Origin of the sequence: Flavobacterium sp. Sr18, assembly GCF_011064265.1 — a bacterium.
GTDB classification, from domain to species: domain Bacteria; phylum Bacteroidota; class Bacteroidia; order Flavobacteriales; family Flavobacteriaceae; genus Flavobacterium; species Flavobacterium petrolei.
Window position 1 is genome coordinate 3,296,687 of the sequence record NZ_CP049329.1, and the last position, 14,222, is coordinate 3,310,908.

General features: G+C 34.3%; 12 protein-coding genes. 2 read left to right on the forward strand and 10 right to left on the reverse strand.

Translation table 11 applies throughout. The features are described 5' to 3' along the window. Positions 1 to 60 precede the first annotated feature (60 nt). From G7A72_RS14680 to G7A72_RS14720, 10 genes are all read right to left on the reverse strand, one after another. Positions 61 to 558: a DUF6691 family protein gene (locus tag G7A72_RS14680; protein WP_072944174.1), complete on the reverse strand. Its 498-nt coding sequence runs from the start codon at positions 556 to 558 to the stop codon at positions 61 to 63. A 10-nt stretch (positions 559 to 568) separates the two neighbouring features. Then, positions 569 to 1,138 carry a YeeE/YedE family protein gene (locus G7A72_RS14685; protein ID WP_371807550.1) on the reverse strand — a complete coding sequence of 190 codons (570 nt, stop codon included), beginning with the start codon at positions 1,136 to 1,138 and terminating at the stop codon, positions 569 to 571. 303 nt (positions 1,139 to 1,441) lie between these two features. Continuing rightward, positions 1,442 to 2,011, reverse strand: coding sequence for a TlpA disulfide reductase family protein (locus G7A72_RS14690; protein ID WP_165153001.1), 570 nt, complete (start codon positions 2,009 to 2,011; stop codon positions 1,442 to 1,444). A 65-nt stretch (positions 2,012 to 2,076) separates the two neighbouring features. Then, positions 2,077 to 2,565, reverse strand: coding sequence for an MFS transporter (locus G7A72_RS16615; RefSeq protein ID WP_241258521.1), 489 nt, complete (start codon positions 2,563 to 2,565; stop codon positions 2,077 to 2,079). Positions 2,566 to 2,651: 86 nt separating this feature from the next. Beyond that, a complete protein-coding gene (locus G7A72_RS16620) occupies positions 2,652 to 3,287 on the reverse strand; it encodes an MFS transporter (protein WP_241258522.1) in 636 nt (211 codons plus the stop codon). A gap of 63 nt (positions 3,288 to 3,350) precedes the next feature. Beyond that, positions 3,351 to 3,659, reverse strand: coding sequence for a DUF202 domain-containing protein (locus G7A72_RS14700; RefSeq protein WP_091205548.1), 309 nt, complete (start codon positions 3,657 to 3,659; stop codon positions 3,351 to 3,353). A gap of 248 nt (positions 3,660 to 3,907) precedes the next feature. After that, positions 3,908 to 4,225 (reverse strand): rhodanese-like domain-containing protein, encoded by a 318-nt coding sequence (locus G7A72_RS14705; protein WP_165153002.1) that lies wholly within the window; start codon positions 4,223 to 4,225, stop codon positions 3,908 to 3,910. A 10-nt stretch (positions 4,226 to 4,235) separates the two neighbouring features. Then, on the reverse strand, positions 4,236 to 5,636 hold the full coding sequence (locus G7A72_RS14710) for a rhodanese-like domain-containing protein (protein ID WP_165153003.1): 1,401 nt from the start codon (positions 5,634 to 5,636) through the stop codon (positions 4,236 to 4,238). A 203-nt stretch (positions 5,637 to 5,839) separates the two neighbouring features. Further along, the gene (locus G7A72_RS14715) at positions 5,840 to 6,382 is read right to left on the reverse strand and encodes a carbonic anhydrase (protein ID WP_305793607.1); all 543 of its coding nucleotides are present in this window, start codon (positions 6,380 to 6,382) and stop codon (positions 5,840 to 5,842) included. Between the two features lie 127 nt (positions 6,383 to 6,509). After that, entirely contained in the window at positions 6,510 to 7,925 is a 1,416-nt protein-coding gene (locus G7A72_RS14720; RefSeq protein ID WP_165153005.1) for a rhodanese-like domain-containing protein, read from the reverse strand. Positions 7,926 to 8,432: 507 nt separating this feature from the next. Here G7A72_RS14720 and G7A72_RS14725 point away from each other — a divergent pair. Both G7A72_RS14725 and G7A72_RS14730 read left to right on the forward strand, forming a co-directional pair. Continuing rightward, positions 8,433 to 11,348 (forward strand): FAD-binding and (Fe-S)-binding domain-containing protein, encoded by a 2,916-nt coding sequence (locus tag G7A72_RS14725; RefSeq protein ID WP_165153007.1) that lies wholly within the window; start codon positions 8,433 to 8,435, stop codon positions 11,346 to 11,348. Positions 11,349 to 11,623: 275 nt separating this feature from the next. Then, entirely contained in the window at positions 11,624 to 13,543 is a 1,920-nt protein-coding gene (locus G7A72_RS14730; protein ID WP_165153009.1) for an amino acid permease, read from the forward strand. The last annotated feature ends 679 nt before the right edge of the window (positions 13,544 to 14,222 follow it).

Here is a 14,222-nt window from a genome sequence, read left to right on the forward strand (position 1 = left end):
AGTCTTTTTACAAGCGATTTAAATTGGACGATATTTTGTTTTTCTGGAATCATAAATGTATTAATGAGGCAGTTTATCTCTAAAATATCCATAAACCCAAGTTCCTACTATTGCAAAAAATAGGGTTACAATCATTACGGTAGCACCCGTTCCAATTTGTGCAAACAACGGTCCAGGACAAGCTCCGGTTACTGCCCAGCCCAATCCAAAAATGAGTCCACCATAAATCTGACCTTTGTTAAAAGTTTTGTCGTGGAACTCAATTTTCTCACCGTAAATGGTTTTAATATTGAATTTTTTAATCAGGAAAACGGAAATTATTCCCACCACAACGGCACTTCCAATAACGCCATACATGTGGAAAGATTGGAAGCGAAACATTTCCTGAATGCGATACCAACTGATAATTTCTGCTTTGATGAAAACAATACCGAATAAAATACCAATGACTAAGTATTTTAAATTGTGGTACCATTTGTGTTCCAATTGGCTCTCGTTGATACAAACTGTGTCTAAGGAACGCGTTTCGAAATCTGTATTTTGATCTTTAATGTTCATAATTCGTAATTTAAAGTGAAAGAATAAATGGTAAAATAATGTTTGCCATAATCAATCCGCCAATGAAGAAGCAACATGTTGCAATCAATGATGGCATTTGTAAATTAGACAAACCGGAAATCGCATGACCACTAGTACAACCTCCTGCATAACGAGAACCAAAACCAATAAAAAAGCCACCAATAACCATCATAAAAAAGCCTTTAAGTGTAAATAAACTTTCCCACGAGAACAATTGTTCTGGCAACATTCCATAAATTTCGGTTATGCCGTAACCTGCCAATTCGGCTTTTAGATTTCCATCAATGATGATTGGATTTGGATTAGATAAAAAGCTGTATGCGATTACACCACCTAATAAAATACCAAAAACGAAAAACATATTCCAGATTTCTTTTTTCCAATCGTATTTAAAAAATTTAATGTTTGCCGGTAAGCACATGGCGCAAGTATGACGTAAAGAGGCACTAATACCAAATGATTTGTTTCCAATGATTAACAAAGCCGGAACTGTAAGTCCAACTAATGGGCCGGCAATATACCAAGGCCAAGGTTCTCTGATTAATTCTAAAATTTCCATATTTAATTTTTTTATCAATGCAAAGATTATATTTATAAATGAGTAGTTATGTTACTTTTGTCACACAAGGAAAAAATATTAATATAATTGAAACAATTTAAAATAATTTTAAATTATTAGAAATCAGTAATTTACGATTTAAATTAATAGGATTGTATTAAAATTTAACCAAAAAAAAGTATCTGATTTTTCAAATACTTTTAATAATTATGTAAAAAATTAATTTGTAATTAAAGTTTTATGACTGTTTATTATCTTTTTTATTGATTTTGACCGCCACAGAAATTACGTTTTCCATCGCTACTATTTTTTTAATAACTCATCTAGCTTTTCTCGGAACGAATCACTGTTCCAATCCGCAGTTCCAATTTTGGCCACAATTACATTTCCGGATTGATCAATAAGATAGGTTGCCGGAATGGTTGAAGATTCCATTTCTAAAGGAGGATTTGTAACCGATTGATAAACGGGAAGTGTCAAATTTTCTTTAACCATAAAAGCGTTTGCTTTTTCGAAAGAATCAGTTGTCACAAATAAAAAGACCATTTTATCTTGATAATCAGCATATAATTTTTGAATACTCGGCATCTCGGCAATACAAGGCGGACACCACGTGGCCCAGAAATTAATGAATATTATTTTTCCTTTGTATGCTTTTAATGACACAGTCTTTCCAGTGGCATCTGTTAATTGCCATTGATAACTGGAAAGCATTTTTTGATCTGTTACGGCTATAGTTTTAGGCGAAAAAGCAATTAATCGGTTTAAATGTACTTTTACAAAAGTGCCCAAAGGACTAAACAAAAGAAGTGCTATCAATACGATAAAAACAATATTTTGAATAGTCGATTTTTTTGATTTTTTTGGTTCCATTTTTTTAATTGTTATTCTCTAAAAAAAAATTATTTTCTGTTCAAATTTAGCTGTTTATTGTTTTATTAAGTGTCTTTCGGCATTCGGATTTCAATGATCAAGGATGATGCAATAGTGATAACACCAATCAGAATAATGGCATAATTTACACCAAATAAATCAGCTGTAATTCCTGAAATAATCGCGCCTATCGCATATCCTAAATCTCTCCAAAGTCTGAATGTACCAATGCTTTCAGCTCTTTGATGGGGATTTGTCGCTTGTGCAATTGCTGATAAAAAAGTGGGATAAACTAAAGCAGTTCCTAAACCTAAAAAGGCTGAAATGGCAGCCAATTGATAGAAATCTGTCGCAAAAGGAATAAAAAGTATTGCTATTCCCTGTAGTAACATTCCCCAAAGCAGCATCTTTTTTTTCGAATAAACATCAGACATTTTTCCGGTTATCAATTGACCAAAACCCCAAACTGTTGGGTAAATGGCGGTTATAATTCCAATATTCTGAGAATCATAATGCAAAGAAAGCAACACAATAGGCAAAAGTCCCCAAATCATTCCGTCATTCAGGTTATTGACTAATCCTGCTTGCGTTATGGCGCTTAATGTTTTGTTTTTGAAAGTCGTTTCGAGAAAAATATTGTCTAATTTTCAGTTGTATTGGTCGCATTTTCTTGGTGCACAAATACTCGGGTGTCTTTCACAAAAAATAAGGTTAACAGAAAACCAATTATCGAAATTCCAATTCCCAAGTAAAAAGGGTAGGGCGTAATACCATACTTTTGAGCGATATAGCCAGACAGAAAAGCAACTAATCCAACGGCAAAATAACCGGCAAACTCATTGAGGCCCATTGCTAGACCACGATCTTTTTCTCCCACCAAATCAATTTTCATCACTACCGTGCTGCTCCAAGTGAGCCCTTGGCTGATGCCCAAAAGAATATTGGCAAAAATCACCCAATTCCAAGATTCAGCAAGTATCAAAATAAAAGGAATCGGTATGGCCAGAATCCAACCAAATAAAAGCAAATTTTTTCTGCCAAAACGATTCGCCAGTTTGCCTGTAAAATAATTGGTAATGGCTTTCGTGATTCCAAATGCAATGATAAAAGAGAGAATAGCCGTTTTTGAAGCAATACCAAATTCAATCTCAGCAAATTTTGGAATAATAGTTCGTTCCATTCCTATCATTCCACCAACAAACGCATTGACGATTACCAAAATAGTAAACTGTTTCCAATTTTCTTTCAGCCCAAGTTTCGTTGTATTTGTTTTCAATTGATTTTTTTAGGAATTAAAATGACTGTTTGGAATAGAAGTTAGCCCTAAAAGAATAGGTTCTTACAATTTGTAATATTCCAACTGATAATCACCAATGTGTTTTTTATTTTCTGCAATTGATTTTTTATGTTTAAAATAATTCACCGTTCCAAAAACAAAAATGATAAATGAAGTGACGAAAAGTGCGATTTCAATCAGTAAACTATTTTCAATTTTTAGTAGATTTCTCAAACTCAAGCCTGCAATCAAAAAATACATGGAGGTTCTCAAAAAGGCAAGAAAAGTAGATTGATTAGCCAATGTTGTTCGTTGCAATGCTAATTTTTCTCTTAAAATTAAGTCTTTGTTTGCTGGTTTTTTCTCTTCCATAGTATATTATTTTTTTGATTTTTTTCAAAATGTCTGTTATTCCTAATTTTTAGATGACTATCAAATTTACTTCTTTATTTAAATCAATTTAAAAAATCAACTGTTTTTCCAGTATTTAAGAATTACAGGAAAATCAAAGTGTCTTTATCGTCCTCTAATTCTGATTGCCTATTAAATAAGTGTGCAGTTTAAAACAAATACTTTTCTTGTTTTAAACTGCACACACTATTTTTTAAAACAACCGCTGTTTATTTGCTTATTGCTTCGTTGACATCTTGCCAAGTACCACCATTGGTCACATTTTTGAAACCATTTTGTTCTAAAATCATTTTGGCTTGACCACTGCGATTCCCACTTCGGCAGAAAACAATAATTTGCTCTTTTCCTTTAAATTTTGCTAATTGACTCGCAACTTGATCCAAAGGAATGTTGGTAGATCCTTTTACATGACCTTCCGCGAATTCTGCTGGTGTGCGAACATCTACAAGGAACGCACCTTCTTTTATTAATTTTTCCATTTGTGTGTTGTCTTTTTTTGAAAACAGATTTTTAAAAATTGCGAACATAATTCTTTTTTTAGTATTCAATTGGATTGTTTTGGCTCACCCATTCATTCATTCCTGGAGAGTAATTGAGAACATTTTTATAACCATTTCGCGCTAATAATGAATAAGCGATTGCTGCTCTATCGCCACCCTGGCAATGGATTAGCACTTTTTTATCTTTACTTATTTTGTTTAAATTATTTACTAAAGTTCCTACAAATACATTGTCAGCTCCTTTTATGTGACCTGCATTGTATTCAGCAGCGCCACGCAGGTCAACCACCTGAACGTCTTTTTCTTGTTGTAGCGTTTTAAATTCTTCTAATGAAATTTGATTTACAGTTTCTAAAGAACCGCCATTTTCTTCCCATATTTTTGTAGAAGGAACGTAGCCTTGAATATTGTCTAGTCCTATTCTCATTAGTTTTCTGGTCAAATCATCCAATTGTGACTCATCGGCAAGCAAGATAAAAGGTTCTTCATACGTAAGAAACCATCCTGCCCAAGTAGCAAAAGAATTGTTCCCCTGAATATTGATACTTCCCGGAATAAATCCTTTAGAAAATTCTGTTTTATCTCTGGCATCTATCAATTTAGTGCCTTTCGCTAAAGCCGTGGATAATTCAGTGTAACCTAATTTTTTCAATTTAGGAACAGCAGTAAGCAGCTGACGATCTACTTTATTCAGTTTTTTCATCATTGCAAAATACTTCGGTGGTTCCGGTTGGTCTTCCAATAAATATTTTACAAAACCAGCTTCATCATTTTTATGTTGAAAAGCCCAGTTTCTTATTTTTTCATACCCAACAGTTGTACTTGGTACAGCTCCTAATGCTTTTCCACAAGCAGAACCTGCGCCATGACCAGGCCAAACTTGAATGTATTCAGGTAATGCATCAAATTTAGTGATAGATTGATACATTTGTTTGGCACCAATGTCCTGCGTTCCTTTGATTCCTGCGGCTTTTTCTAGCAAATCAGGTCTTCCTACATCTCCAACAAATACAAAATCACCGGTGAACAACATGACAGGCTCTTCGCTGGCAGGCGTATCTGTTAACAAAAAACTAATGCTTTCCGGAGTATGTCCTGGTGTGTGAACTACTTCTATTTTTAAGTTTCCTACTTTTAGAACATCACCATCTTTTACGTCAACATGAGGGAATTCATATTTCCAATCGGGTCCGCCTTCAGCTGAAAGATACATTTCTGCTCCAGTCAAAGCGGCGAGCTCTCTGGAACCTGCAAGGAAATCAGCATGAATGTGTGTTTCTAAAATATGAGTAATTTTCATATTGTTCTGCTTGGCAATTTCAAGATAGGTATCTACATCCCTTTTAGGATCGATAACTGCGGCTACTCCTGCTTTTTGACAGCCAATAAAATAACTTGCCTGAGCAAGACTTTTGTCGTAAATGTGTTGAAAATACATATCGTTTATTTTTAAGTTTCTAATTTATAGGACAAAATTAATGCATGAATTCTTTAAATTTGGTGACTAATGTTACATAGCAGTTTATAACTGAATTATTTTGCCTGTATGCACGTCATAGCGCATGGAAATAATTTTAGTTTTGTGCTCTTTTATAATAGAATTTTCCTGAATAAGCCTGCTTGAATGTTCAATGTTAGCATTTATAGAACCCAATAAATTTTTTTCCTTCGGCATTTTTTTTCTTCGGCCTGTTCTTCTTTTTCCTCGGCAAGAGTGGCTACAATATCATCAATGTGATTCAAATGTTTTTTATATAAATTATCTTTATCTTCGATGTAGGCTTTGATGGCACCACATTCTGTGTGACCTAAAACAACAATTAATTTCACATCAAGATGTTCTACGGCATACTCAATACTTCCCATGTCAATATCTGAAATTAAGTTTCCTGCATTTCTAATGACGAAAAGATCGCCTAATCCTTGGTCAAATAATACTTCAGGAGAAACTCTACTGTCAGAACAAGATAGTACTACTGCAAAAGGATGTTGTTCATTTTGGTTTTTTAGCACTGTTTTTTTGTCTTGATGCGGATGAATAGATTTTTCTTCAATAAAACGTTGATTTCCGGAAATTAGTTGTTCTATTGGTGTTTCTTTTTCTGGAATCGGGGTTGCAGTTTCTTCTTTCTTACAACCTATTGTCATACTTAAAATTGCAATTGTCAGGATTGTATTTCTCATGTTACTTTCAATTATTTTTTCAAAAGTAGCTCGTGCATGTTTTAGGTATGGTAACTTATATCACATAACAAAAAAAGAGATTGCCATTTTCAGACAATCTCTTTTGATTTAAAAACCTTTGAATTATTTACAGTAATGTCGTTGGACAAACATAATCAGATGTTAAAAGATTGGTATTTTTGATTTCGGCAAATCCACCAATAACATCAACAAAGTTATCCCATCCGCGTTGTTTTAAAATTGAGGCAGCAATCATACTGCGATATCCACCGGCACAGTGCAAAATAAATTTTTTCTCTTTTGGGAATTCTGCCAAGTGATTGTTGATTTCGTTTAAGGGAACATTTATTGCTCCAATAAGATGTTCCGATAAAAATTCGCTTTTCTTTCTGACATCAAAAATAAGTGTTGCATCAAAATAAATAGTGTCTTCCAGTTGTTTAGCCGTAATTCTCTTTACGGTATCCAATTCAAAACCTGCCTTTTTCCAAGCATTAATTCCACCGTTTAAGTAGCCAATAGTATGATCGTACCCAATACGTGAAAGGCGCACCATACTTTCTTCTTCCTTACCAATTTCTGTGACTAATAAGATTTCTTGTTTGATATCTGCAATCATTTCTCCCACCCACATTGCAAAACTTCCATCTAAACCAATGTTAATACTGTTCGGAATAAATCCTTTAGCAAATTCAGATGCGTCACGTGTATCTAATACTAAAGCTCTGGTTTCATTTGCTACAACTTCAAATTCGGTTGGATTTAATGGTGTTTTTGCTTTTTTTAGTATCGCATCCAAACTGTCATAACCATTTATATTCAGCAACACATTGGCAGGGAAATAGGCTGGAGGATTCGTTAATCCGGTCAATACAGCAGTAACAAACTCGTCTTCGGTCATCTTCGGGTTCAAGGCGTAATTGGTTTTCTTTTGGTTGCCCAAAGTATCCGTAGTTTCTTTGCTCATCATTTTTCCGCAAGCTGAACCTGCACCGTGGTTAGGATAAACGATTAAATCATCCGATAAAGGCATTATTTTAGTTCGTAGCGAATGGTATAAATGACGTGCTAATTTGTCTTGTGTTAGATCAGCAACAACATGTTGCGCTAAATCCGGGCGCCCTACATCCCCAATAAACAAGGTGTCGCCGGTTATGATTCCGTGTTCTTTTCCATTTTCATCAATCAACAGAAAAGTAGTACTTTCCATGGTGTGTCCCGGTGTATGAATCACTTTCACTTTGTAATTTCCAATTTCAAAAATTTGTCCGTCTTCGGCAGTAATAATTTCATAAGCCGGTTTTGCTGTTGGGCCATAGACAATTTTTGCATTTGTTTTATTGGCTAAATCCAAATGTCCTGAAACAAAATCAGCGTGGAAATGAGTCAGAAAAATGTACTTAATTTTGGCATTGTCTTTAAATGCTCTATCAATGTAAGGTTGCACTTCGCGTAACGGATCAAAAATGGCCGCTTCTCCGTTACTTTCTAAATAATAGGCTGCGTGAGCAATACATCCGGTATAAATTTGTTCGATTTTCATAATCATGTGTTTTTTTAATTATTGATAGGGCAAAATTAGGGGGCACATATTTAATCTAAAGTGACAATTATCATAAGAAAATAATTATTTTAGTATTAATTATAGTATGTGATAAATGTCACATAGCGATTTGAATTTGAATTCGTTACAAGGATTTATTTTGCTTAATGTTTAGTGTTTATTGGCATATTAAATCATAGAGCAGTCACAAGTACTTCTTAATTTTTTTTTGAAAATTATTTTAGATTACGTTGTGAATTTCAATCGATTTTATGACTTTAAAATTAATTATTGAAAACATATTTATTCTTTTTTTTGTACCTTTTTATCTCTTTGATTACTTTATTGAAAGTGGTAACATGTGCTTATAAATTTTTTTTGAAAACCACTGGCTGCTATTAAAAGTCGAATATTTTAAATCCATCAATGGGTTTTAATACTTAAATCAGTTATTTATTTGGTACGATATTTTATATTTGTAAGCACAACAGCAATTTACTCCACTACATGTCAATCACGCCTCAATTACAAGAATTATCTCAGTCATTAGAAGGAACACTTTTTTATGATGATCTCCATAAAACATTGTATGCAACAGATGCTTCCGCGTATCGAATTATGCCAGTTGCTGTAGCGATTCCAAAATCAGAGGAAGATATTGTCAAAATTATTCGCTTTGCAGCAAAAAATAAAATTTCAATTACGCCCAGAACTGCAGGAACTTCACTGGCAGGTCAAACGGTAGGTAATGGAATAATTGTGGATGTTTCGAAATATTTCACCAAGATTGTCGCTTTTGATTCTGCAAAAAAAACGGTTACCGTGCAGCCGGGAGTAATTCGGGATGAACTGAATTTGTATTTAAAAGAACACGGATTATTTTTTGGTCCCAATACTTCCACCTCAAATCGCTGTATGATAGGAGGGATGGTAGGCAATAATTCATCGGGAACTACCTCGATTAGGTATGGTGTGACCCGCGATAAAATAGTGGAAATTAAAGCGATTTTGAGTGATGGGACTTTGGCAGTATTTAAAGAAATAACTTCAGCGGAATTCATTGAGAAAACAAAAGGGAACACGCTTGAAAGCTCTATTTATAAGACCATTTATGAGGAACTTTCGAATACAGAAAACCAAAAGGAGATTATAAAGGAATTTCCGAAACCTGAAATTCACAGAAGAAATACTGGATACGCGATTGATTTATTATTGAAATCGGAACTTTTTGGAGGAACCGAAAACACAATAAATCTAGGGAAACTCCTTTGCGGAAGCGAAGGAACGCTAGCTTTTACCACTGAAATTACGTTAAAAGCAGATCATGTACCGCCAACATATAATGTGATGGTGGTAGCGCATTTTCATACGATTCAGGAAAGTTTAGAAGCCGTTGTAACCGCGATGAAACATCATTTGTATACCTGCGAAATGATGGATGATACAATATTGAATTGTACCAAAACCAACCGGGAACAAGCCAAAAATAGATTTTTTATTCAAGGCGAACCAAAAGCAGTTATCATGCTCGAAGTAGCTTCGCATCATAGTATGGAGGATGCCGAAAGACAAGCTAATGATTTAATAGCCGATTTGGAAAGAAACAATTTTGGGTATGCTTTGCCCAAAATTTACGGAGCAGATATTGATAAAATAAATGAGTTGCGAAAAGCAGGTCTCGGACTTTTAGGAAGTATTGTTGGTGATAATAAAGCGGCAGATTCTATTGAAGATACCGCAGTTGAGTTGAGTGATTTACCCAATTATATTGCCGAATTCTCCGCCATGATGGAACGCCATGGTCAGAGCGCGATTTATTATGCGCATGCAGGTGCCGGAGAATTGCATTTGCGACCAGTTTTAAACTTAAAAACAACAGATGGATTACACCAATTTAGAAACATCGCAACCGAAGTCGCTATTTTGGTAAAAAAGTATAGAGGTTCGCTGAGTGGGGAGCACGGAGATGGAATTGTACGAGGCGAGTTTTTGCCCTTTATGATTGGGGATAAGAATTATGAATTATTAAAAAGAATCAAACATGCCTTTGATCCTAATACCATTTTGAATGTAGGGAAAATTGTAAACGCTTTCAAAATGGATGAAAACCTTCGGGTGGAAGCGGGCAGAGTGGAACCGGAAATACAAACAATTCAGGATTTTTCGGATAGTATGGGAATTTTGCGTGCCGCGGAAAAATGCAATGGCTCGGGTGATTGCAGAAAATTACCTTCGGCTGGCGGAACTTTGTGTCCCAGTTACCGCGCTACCCGAAATGAAAAAGACACCACTCGCGCCAGAGCCAATGCGCTGCGGGAATACCTTACACATTCAGAGAAAGACAACAAATTCGACCATGAAGAATTGTATAAAGTATTTGAGTTGTGCGTAAGTTGCAAAGCTTGCGCCAGTGAATGTCCCAGTAATGTGGATGTAGCGGCTTTGAAATCGGAGTTTTTGTACCAATATCAAAAAGCAAATGGATTTTCATGGCGCAATAAAATATTTGCTTTTAATGCGAAACTGAATGGATTGGGAAGTATTACTCCTAAGTTTACGAATTTTATGGTGAATTTGCCTTTGGTGAAAAAAAGCATGGGAATTGCTCCCAAAAGAGAAGTGCCGCTTTTGGCCCCAAAGACGTTTAGAAAATGGTACGAGAAAAATTGGAATCAGGCGCCAAGTGATTCTTTTGTAAACGGAAAAGTATGTTTGTTTTGTGATGAGTTTACTAATTATTATGATGTATCGGTTGGAATTGATGCATATGAATTATTGACAGCATTAGGATATGAAGTAATTCTGGTGGATCATGAAGAAAGCGGAAGAGCTTTTATTTCGAAAGGGTTTCTCGAAGAAGCAAAAGCAATTGCGAATATAAATGTTGAAATTTTCTCGAATTATAGTACTGCTGATTTTCCTTTGATAGGAATAGAACCTTCGGCAATATTGACGTTTAGAGACGAATACATTCGATTGGCTGACGATAAAGAAGGTGCCGAAAAATTAGCCAAAAATGTATTTACGATTGAAGAGTTTTTCAAAAATGAAATTACAAAAGGTAAAATCAATGCAGAGCAATTTTCTGAAGAAGAGAAAACGATTAAAATTCACGGACATTGCCATCAAAAGTCATTGAGTACGATGGAAGCGACTTTTGCGATGTTGAATGTGCCTAAAAACAGTTCGGTTACTATTTATAATTCGGGATGTTGCGGTATGGCAGGATCTTTTGGATATGAAAAAGAACATTATGAAATCAGCATGCAAATGGGAGAAGATACGTTGTTTCCAAAAATTAGAGCGACTGAACCGACGACGGCTATTGCTGCTGCGGGAACCAGTTGTCGCCACCAGATTTTTGATGGAACGAGTAGAAAAGCATTGCATCCGGTGACCATTTTAAGGAGCTGTTTGAAATAGTCAGTAAAAAATGAAGACATTTATCAGAAGCGGAAAAATGTCTTTTAGTTTTATTGAATTTATTTTTTATAGTGCTGAAATTGATTTATTTGACTTTTAAAATGAATAAATAAATCATTTTTAAGGTTTTAAAAAATAATAAAAAAAAATAGTTGGAGAAACAACATTAGTTCAATTTGTTTTATACTTTTGATTTTTGAAGATTATTTACATAATATCTAACATAAAAACATATAATTTACAGTATATTAATTTTTAATGATAAAATTTACAATATGGCGTTAAAAGGTTTATTTAGAAAAAAAACAGTACAAGATATATTAAAACAAGTTGAAAAAAATAATGCTGATGGACACAATGCCCTAGGAAAACACTTGACTGCACGAGATTTGACTGCTTTTGGAATCGCCGCAATTGTGGGAGCAGGTATTTTTAGTACCATTGGAAAAGCAAGTGCTGATGGAGGCCCTGCGGTTATCTTTTTATTCTTATTTACTGCTATTGCGTGCAGTTTTGCTGCTTTTGCTTATGCTGAATTTGCCTCGATGGTTCCCGTTTCCGGAAGTGCTTATACATATTCTTATGTTGCTTTTGGCGAAATTATAGCGTGGATTATTGGTTGGGCCTTGATTATGGAATATTCGGTTGGTAATATAACGGTTGCCATATCGTGGAGTGATTATTTTACAAGTTTACTGGAGAGTGGTGGTCTTCATTTGCCGCAATGGGTTCAGATGGATTTCTTGTCTGCTTCCAGAGGATTTGATGATGCCACGGCACTGATGCAAGGAGGAAAAGAATATGCCAACTTAAGTCCTGCTTTGCAAGATGCTTATACGGCTTGGACAACTTCACCAGTTATTGGTTCGTTTCATTTTGTAGCAGATCTTCCTGCATTATTAATTATCGTTTTAATCACAGCATTAATTTACCGCGGGATGAAGGAGTCTCGAAATGCGAGTAATATCATGGTGGTTGTCAAATTATGTATCGTCCTTTTAGTAATTGCTGTTGGAGTTTTCTATGTAGATACCGCTAACTGGGATCCATTTGCGCCTAATGGTGTTACAGGAGTTTTAAAAGGAGTTTCAGCAGTGTTTTTTGCTTACATCGGTTTTGATGCTATTTCAACAACAGCAGAAGAATGTAAGGATCCACAACGCGATTTACCAAGAGGAATGATGTGGGCCATAATTATATGTACCATTTTATATATTGCAATTGCCTTAGTTTTAACTGGAATGGTTTCTTATGACCTATTGAATGTAGGTGATCCATTGGCTTTTGTATTTGAAAAATTAGATCTGAAATGGATGTCGGGAATTATTGCGGTAAGTGCAGTTGTAGCTATGGCTAGTGTTTTATTAGTTTTCCAAATGGGACAACCGCGTATCTGGATGAGTATGAGTCGTGATGGTTTGTTGCCAAAACGTTTCTCAAAAGTACATCCAAAATATAAAACACCTTCTTACGCTACAATCGTAACGGGTTTTGTTGTAGCAGTGCCAGCTTTGTTTTTGAATTTAACACTAGTTACGGATTTGTGCAGTATTGGAACTTTATTCGCCTTTGTATTGGTTTGTGCCGGAGTTTTAGTGTTACAAAACAGAACTGATATCCCTCGTGGAAAATTCAAAACTCCTTATGTAAATTCAAAATACATATTGCCCGTTTTCATTATTATTGGATTAGTATTTGCTTTTGGTTACAATGAAAAAGCGACTATGGATTTTATTACCAATGAAACACAGATCAACAGTTCATCGGATATTATCACATCGTTAAACAAAGAAGAAACTCAAAAAGTATACGAGTATTTAGTACGTATCGATGCGAGAAACAGCACAGATGAAACTCCTGACTTAGAGCTTTTATTAAGTCAATACCAAGATGATGCAAAATATTCCAGTATTATAGCTGGTTTGCCAATTGCAGACGCTGTGAAGTATGAAAGTGGTTTTAGTTTGTTTAAACATAAAATTCCAATGTGGATTTTCCTTATCGTTTTAGTTGGATTATTGGTTTGGTCTTTTAAATCAAACTTATCATTGATTCCATTATTAGGCTTGATTTGTTGTTTGTATATGATGGCAGAATTAAGTGTTTGGAATTGGATTTATTTTGGAATTTGGCTTTTGATTGGATTGGTGATTTATTTTGGTTTTAGCCGAAAAAATAGTAAGCTTAATCTATAGAAGGCACGCCATATTAACATATTATTTACAAGGTTAATACTATAAAAAAAACTGACTACTTAGTGATAAAGAGTCAGTTTTTTTGTTTTTATAGGGGATTAATAGCTTGTAAGTTAATAAATCGTCCTATATTTTTACTTCAATTAGCAATTTGTGGCTTTAAAATGGTGTTTTATAACGAATAAATAATACATTTTGTCGAATAAAGCTCTTATTTAGTCTTTTTTTTTTGGAGTTATCACTAGTAATTATATAAATACCTACATTTGCAGGGTATTGTGTAATTAAACATTGATTTTGGATTTTTTTTTGTAATCCTTAACGATTGATTATTGTAAGTGATAATTAAGTTTACAAAACAGATTTAAAATATAAAATTCAATATATGGAGAACTTTACTTTTATTATCTCTTTTACAGTGTCTTATTTTACCTTTATTTTAAACAAATTTTTTGATACTATAACTTTGTTTTATTTGTACTCCATACAAACTTTTCATAAATTCTCTAACGAATTAGCCGTGACTATTTTTACTTATTGCCAAACCATCAATATTTATCCACAAAAGAATTTAGTGCTTTTAAGTTGTCCAATAAATTAGACAGATTAAAAAACTAAATAATATTTTTTTTCGTAAGTAAAATATAAATAATACTATTATCCTAATACCCAAATATAC

Coding starts and splice junctions, on each gene's coding strand:
- G7A72_RS14680 (WP_072944174.1), bottom strand. CDS start 558: ATGAACATTAAAGATCAAAATACAGATTTCGAAACGCGTTCCTTAGAC.
- G7A72_RS14685 (WP_371807550.1), bottom strand. CDS start 1,138: ATGGAAATTTTAGAATTAATCAGAGAACCTTGGCCTTGGTATATTGCC.
- G7A72_RS14690 (WP_165153001.1), bottom strand. CDS start 2,011: ATGGAACCAAAAAAATCAAAAAAATCGACTATTCAAAATATTGTTTTT.
- G7A72_RS16615 (WP_241258521.1), bottom strand. CDS start 2,565: ATGATTTGGGGACTTTTGCCTATTGTGTTGCTTTCTTTGCATTATGAT.
- G7A72_RS14700 (WP_091205548.1), bottom strand. CDS start 3,659: ATGGAAGAGAAAAAACCAGCAAACAAAGACTTAATTTTAAGAGAAAAA.
- G7A72_RS14705 (WP_165153002.1), bottom strand. CDS start 4,225: ATGTTCGCAATTTTTAAAAATCTGTTTTCAAAAAAAGACAACACACAA.
- G7A72_RS14710 (WP_165153003.1), bottom strand. CDS start 5,636: ATGTATTTTCAACACATTTACGACAAAAGTCTTGCTCAGGCAAGTTAT.
- G7A72_RS14715 (WP_305793607.1), bottom strand. CDS start 6,382: ATGAGAAATACAATCCTGACAATTGCAATTTTAAGTATGACAATAGGT.
- G7A72_RS14720 (WP_165153005.1), bottom strand. CDS start 7,925: ATGAAAATCGAACAAATTTATACCGGATGTATTGCTCACGCAGCCTAT.
- G7A72_RS14725 (WP_165153007.1), top strand. CDS start 8,433: ATGTCAATCACGCCTCAATTACAAGAATTATCTCAGTCATTAGAAGGA.
- G7A72_RS14730 (WP_165153009.1), top strand. CDS start 11,624: ATGGCGTTAAAAGGTTTATTTAGAAAAAAAACAGTACAAGATATATTA.